This is a genomic window from Nonomuraea lactucae (assembly GCF_003313395.1).
Classification (GTDB): Bacteria; Actinomycetota; Actinomycetes; order Streptosporangiales; family Streptosporangiaceae; genus Nonomuraea; species Nonomuraea lactucae.
On sequence record NZ_QNFZ01000202.1, the window covers coordinates 1 to 4,941 of the forward strand.

5 protein-coding genes are annotated in these 4,941 nt (G+C 72.8%); 2 read left to right on the forward strand and 3 right to left on the reverse strand.

Annotated features, from left to right (window positions below; genetic code table 11):
* Both DQW85_RS12730 and DQW85_RS12735 read right to left on the reverse strand, forming a co-directional pair.
* Positions 1-1,084 (reverse strand): AAA family ATPase (locus DQW85_RS12730; protein WP_162794937.1); only part of this gene is annotated, 1,084 nt, incomplete at its 3' end.
* Positions 1,085-1,271: 187 nt separating this feature from the next.
* Complete coding sequence (locus DQW85_RS12735) at positions 1,272-1,679, reverse strand: PaaI family thioesterase (protein ID WP_205315073.1); 408 nt, start codon at positions 1,677-1,679, stop codon at positions 1,272-1,274.
* A gap of 328 nt (positions 1,680-2,007) precedes the next feature.
* Here DQW85_RS12735 and DQW85_RS12740 point away from each other — a divergent pair, with 328 nt between their 5' ends.
* Positions 2,008-2,754, forward strand: a complete 747-nt coding sequence (locus DQW85_RS12740) for a cytochrome P450 (RefSeq protein WP_240197131.1) — start codon at positions 2,008-2,010, stop codon at positions 2,752-2,754.
* A gap of 74 nt (positions 2,755-2,828) precedes the next feature.
* Positions 2,829-3,998 carry a hypothetical protein gene (locus tag DQW85_RS12745; RefSeq protein WP_240197130.1) on the forward strand — a complete coding sequence of 390 codons (1,170 nt, stop codon included), beginning with the start codon at positions 2,829-2,831 and terminating at the stop codon, positions 3,996-3,998.
* Here the strand turns inward: DQW85_RS12745 and DQW85_RS12750 are convergent.
* Positions 3,956-4,927, reverse strand: coding sequence for a copper resistance D family protein (locus tag DQW85_RS12750; RefSeq protein WP_240197132.1), 972 nt, complete (start codon positions 4,925-4,927; stop codon positions 3,956-3,958). The genes DQW85_RS12745 and DQW85_RS12750 overlap by 43 nt on opposite strands.
* Between the last annotated feature and the right edge of the window lie 14 nt (positions 4,928-4,941).

Below are 4,941 nucleotides of genomic sequence, written 5' to 3' on the forward strand. Positions count from 1 at the left end.
CGCCGAGCCGCACGATGTCCGCGCGCACCACCGCGCCGCCCTCCACCTGCCAGAGCGCGGCACGCAGCAGGTCGTCCCGGCGGCGCAGCGGGGTGCTGAGAAGCGTGCCGGCGAGCCGCCACCAGAGCTGTCGCGCGCGGCCGGCCGGCAGACCGGCGCGCAGCACCTCGCCGTAGAGCGGGTGGGCCAGTCGCACCTGCACGCGGTTGCCGGCGCGCTCGGACACGGCGAGTCCGTGCGACTCGGCTTCGTCGACGCAGGCCATGTCCACCAGTTGCGTCAGCAGGGCGAGCGGGAGGGGCTCACCGCACGCCAGCAGCTCCAGCAGCAGCCGCGTCCGCTGATCGAGTGGCCGGACCCGGTCCGTCAGCAGCTGCCGGATGGCCCCCTTCGGACGGTAGTCGCCGGTCAGGCGCCAGACGCCGTGCCTCTGGTGAAGTGTCCGGTCCGCGATGGTCGTCGACAGCAGCTCGCGCAGCGCCAGCGGGTTGCCCGCCGCGATCCGGCGCAGCCGGCCCCGGGTGACCCCGTCGACGTCCCCGGCCAGCGTGTGGTCGACGAGCCGGTCCACGGCGTCCGCCGGCAGGCTCGGGAGATCGACCCAGGGCGCCTGGCCGTCCTTCCACAGCATCATGATCGTGTCGGGCGCGGCGGCTCCGGCCCGGCACGTCGCCACCACGAAGGCCAGCCGCTGGGCGGCGAGATAGCCGACCAGGGCCGCCGATCCCGCGTCGAGCAGGTGGGCGTCGTCGACGCCGATGACCACCCGCCTCGTCTCGGCGCACGCCCGTAATCGGGAGGCCGCCGCCGCCAGCACCGACAGCCCCTCGCCGTCGGGGAGGCAGCCGGCGGGCAGCAGGCCGGCCACCGCGCCGAACGGTATCGACGCCAGGGCGCCCGTCGCCGCCACCCACTCGGTGTGGCAGTCCCGCAGGTCGGGCAGGGCGAGGATCTCCCGGGCCAGCCGGGTCTTGCCGATCCCCGCCTCGCCCGAGATGACCACGCCGATGGCCTCGCCCCGCCGCAGGCTCGACCGGATCATGCCCAGTTCTTCTTCCCGCCCGACGAACGGCCAGCTCCGCATGAGCTCCTCCCCGGATGCGCCCCCGCGGGCTATTCGCCGAGCGCCGGCCGGTGGATGACACCCGCTGTCAGGACCGGGGACCCGGGACCTTACCGGACTGATCGGCCGGGGTCACCACGGAGCCGCCGACGCCCGAACGGCCGTCCGGCTCAGCCCAGGATCGCGTAGACCGTAACGGCCGTCCGGCTCAGCCCAGGATCGCGTAGACCGTGGACGCCCGGGCGGCGGGCTCGCCCGCCCCGTCGGCGGTGAGCGTGATCTCGGAGAAGGCCAGCGTCCGGCCCAGCTTCGTGACGCGCACGTCGATCAGCACGTCCTTGCCGGCCACGGGCCGCTGGAACGTCGTCGACTGCTGCACGGTGGTCATCGGCACGATGCCGCCCCTGGCCGAGGAGATCGCGATGACGGCGGCCGTGTCCGCGGCGGCCATCATGGCCTGGCCGCACAGGCCGCCGCCCTCCCTGGCCAGCTCGTCGGACCACGGCAGCCGCACCACCGCGTGCCGTTCGCCGACCTCCTGGACCCGCAGCCCGAGCCGCTGGATCCAGGGCGCGAAGTATTCACTGACGATGGCGTCGCCTTCTTCTGGAGTCACGCGCTCATGATGCATCCTGGAGCCCATCCGATCTAGCGAGGGGACTGCCGGGTTCACCCGGCAGGGGAATCGCTTCCCTGATATAGTTCTTGTGTTCGGAAACGGGCAGGGCTTGTCCGTCGCCTACCTCAACCGAGGAAAGCGAGAAGCCGCTCTCTTCAGGGAGCGGAGGAGTCACGAACGAGGAGACGTCCCTTCTCCCAGAGGTCTTCCACCCTTCCACCTCGCCCGTGCCGTGCCGTAGGGGCTATTGGCGCGGCTCAGGCGCGAGGCCCCGGTCTGCCGCATCCCCGAGCCCGCGGGCGGCGTCGCTGTTCGCGGCGGGGGAGTGCGACTTCGTCGAGGTCGCGGCCGACCTGCCCGTCTGGACGCTGGCGCACGTCATGGGCGTGCCGAACCAGGACAGGCGGCTGCTGTACGACTGGGCGTCGCGGGTGATCGGCTACCAGGACGACGAGTACGCGGGCCTGTCCACGGCCGGCGTCGAGGACCTCACCCCGACCGGCCGCCTCGCCGTCGCCTCACGGCCCCGGCCGCGCCCCGGCACGAACCCCCGCTCGCGGGCGGCGCTGACCGACATTTTCGCCTACGCGCACGCCCTCGCCGGGTCGCCGGCGAACGGCGAGTCGGTCATGTCGGCCATGCTCAGGGGCGGCCTGACCGGGGCGGAGTTCGAGAACATGTTCTTCCTCTTCGCCGTCGCCGGCAACGAGACGCTCCGCAACGGCATCCCGGGCGGCCTCCTGACGCTGCTCGAACACCCCGCCGAGCTCGCCCGGCTGCGCCGCGACCCGTCGCTGCTGGACTCCGCTACCACGCCTCCGCCAACCGCGACCCGTCGGTCTTCCCCGACCCCGACCGGTTCGACGTCGCCCGGACCCCGAACGACCACGTCAGCTTCGGCTTCGGCCCGCACTTCTGCCTGGGCGCCCACCTCGCCCGGGTCCAGATGCGCTCGGTCTTCAAGGAACTGCTCGCCTGGGACGTGACCCTCACCGGCGCGCCAGTCCGACTGGCCTCCAATTTCCAGAACGGCCTCAAACACCTCCCGGTACGCCTCACGCGCCGCGCCTGACCCGGCGTCCCCGCCCCCCGATCCACACTCGCGGCCACCTGGACGGTGGGCCGGATAACCGTAAGATTCAGGCCGTGAAGGCACCAGCATTCGTCAAAGACGCCGCGGCATGGGCCCTGCCCTACTGGACCAGGGGGCCGGCGGGGCGCGAGACGCCGCACGACCTCTTCCGGGTCCTCTACTACGGATGGCTGCTGGCGTTCGCGCTCAAGGTGCTCGGCTCGGCGTGGGACGTGTCGTGGCACTTCAAGTGGCTGCGCGACGACCTCGCCCCGCCCCACCTGATCAACTCCGCGGGCACGGCCCTGGCGCTCGCGCTGACCATCGTCCACGGCTACACCGGCTACGGCGTCGACAGGGCGGCGCTCAGGCTGATCCAGTGGGGCACCGGGATCTTCCTGGTGGCGGTGCCGCTCGACCTGATCAACCACCGCGTCAACGGCCTCGACATCACGTCGTGGAGCCCGTCGCACATCATGCTCTACCTCGGCACGTTCATCATGATCGCGGGCGTGATCCGCGGCTGGTTCATGGGCGCTCCGCCGGGCAGGGAGCGGGCCGTCGTGCTCGGCGCGCTCTTCGCGTTCTGCCTGGAGAACGTCCACTTCCCCGAGCAGCACCAGGAGTACGGCATCCTGTCGATCGGCGCCTGGGACAACCACGCCACCTACGCCGAGCCGATCCTCCAGAGGTTCGCGGCCGAGCAGATGGGCCGCCCGGTGGACCGGGCGATGGCCGTGCAGTTCTCCCTGCCCGTGCCCGACGCGCTCTATCCGCTCTACGCGGTGATCGCCGGCCTGACCGTGCTGGTCGTCGCGCGGATGATGATCGGCAGGGCGGGGGCCGCCACGATGGTGGCCGCCGGTTACGTGGGGTTCCGCACGCTGATCTGGCCGCTGCTCGCGTACACCGGGTTCCCGCCGTCGGCCGTGCCGTTCTTCCTGGTGATCGGCGGGATCTGCGTGGACCTCGCGTTCGTGGTGCGGATACCGGCGGCGCGCGCCCTGCTGGGGGCCGCCGGGGCGACGGCCGCCGTCTACGGCGCGCTGGTCGCGCAGAACGCGCTCATGGGACCGGTCTACAGCGTGCTCACCGGCCACAAGGGCCTCCTGGGCACCCCGCCCCTGGCGACCTGGTCGGCCGTCTGGGCCGGGGCCGGGCTGCTGGCCGCCTGGCTGGCGTGCGAATGGTGGCTCGGCCGTCAGCCGACCGAGGCACGGGTGATCGCCACAGCCACGCCGTAGGCCAGGCCCATCACGGCCAGCTCGGCCGTCGCCCACGCCACCACGGCCGTGGTCGCGCCCCGCCGCACGGCTGGCAGCAGCCGGAAGCGGATGTGCGCGGCCAGCGGCACCAGCATCGCGGCCAGGGTCAGCTTGGCCACCGCCAGCAGGCCGTACTCGCTGGTCAGGATCGCGCCCGGTAGCTCGACGCCGGGTGTGAGCGCCATCGTGCCAAGCCCCGTGATCAGCCCCGACAGGCCGACCAGGAGCAGGCAGACGGTGGCGATCCTGGAGAAGCGGGGCAGCACGACCGCCAGCAGGTCCCCTCGTGGCGCGACGAACACCGTCACTGCCGCGAGGCCGCCCGTCCAGGCCGCCGCCCCCATCACGTGGATCTCCATCGAGATCATGATGGGGTCGTGCCAGACCGAGGCGACCGCGTGCCCGGTGACCGGGATGGGCAGCAGGCCGAACAGGGCCACGATGACGCGCAGCTCGGCCGGCACCCTCTCCCCGAACCGCACCGCCATCAGCCCGATGCCCGCCGCCGCCAGCGCGCAGGCGGCGCTGAACAGCAGCCCCTGCCCGGTGCCCACGCTGTCGACGTAGCCGGCGATCATGCCGAGCGTGGGCACGCCGCCCGGGTTGAGCTCGGCCGTCTGGAACACGATCGTGAGCAGCGCGCTCACCGCCCATGCCCACGCGGCGGTGACGGCGAGCGGGCGCACCCGGCGCATGACCGGCTCCGTGCGCTCGGGGGCGTCGAAGCCGAGCAGCTTGGGCAGCAGGCTCAGCCCGACCACGGCCACGGCGGCGACGTCGAGCGCCACCCGCACGATCGGCAGCCCCAAGGCGACGACCGGGCCGGGCATGGGGATGCCGGGCACGGCCTCCTGCGCGGTGACCGTGCTGGCGACGACGGCCGACACGACCGCGCACACGGCGAACACCCCGGCCGCGCCCC